At 64.6% G+C, this 478-nt stretch carries 1 protein-coding gene; it reads right to left on the bottom strand.

Annotation, left to right across the window (positions count from 1 at the left end):
• A partial coding sequence (locus tag AACY45_RS28215) for a TrbI/VirB10 family protein (protein WP_339548757.1) occupies window positions 1-478 on the bottom strand: 478 nt, incomplete at both ends.

The raw sequence follows: 478 nt of genomic DNA, 5'->3' as shown, positions 1-478 counted from the left end.
GCACCGATGCTCAGAATCGTGGAAAGTGCAGCGGCCTTGAACAGTTCGCCCCAGTGATAGTCGACGCCATCCTCAAGGCCCGCATAGCCCTCGGCGTCCGCACCAGGCTGACGCTCCAGAACGATGGAGCGGCCATTGGGGAAGATCAGCCGGTTCCAGACGAGAAGTATGCGCCTCTGACCGAAGCCGACGCCACTGTCATACTGGCCGATAACGCGCGTGCCCTGTGGCACAAGCAGGATCTTGCCGGTCGGGCTGTCATAGATGTTCTCCGTCACCTGTGCGGTGATCTGACCCGGCAGGTCGGAGCGGATGCCGGTGATGAGCGCGGCCGCGATGACGGCGCCGGCCTGCAGGACGTTCTTCGACGCTGGCGCGGCAACGCGATCCGGCGAGACAGTGCGCTTGTCGGGCGTCTGATTGAGGAATGCGAGCTGACGATCCTGCGCGGAGGGTGTCGCTGGCTGCGGCGCAAGGC

Source organism: Pseudomonas sp. RA_35y_Pfl2_P32 (genome assembly GCF_963970735.1).
Lineage (GTDB): Bacteria > Pseudomonadota > Gammaproteobacteria > Pseudomonadales > Pseudomonadaceae > Aquipseudomonas.
Note: the sequence above shows the minus strand (reverse complement) of the source record. Positions and strands in the feature narration are given on the sequence as shown.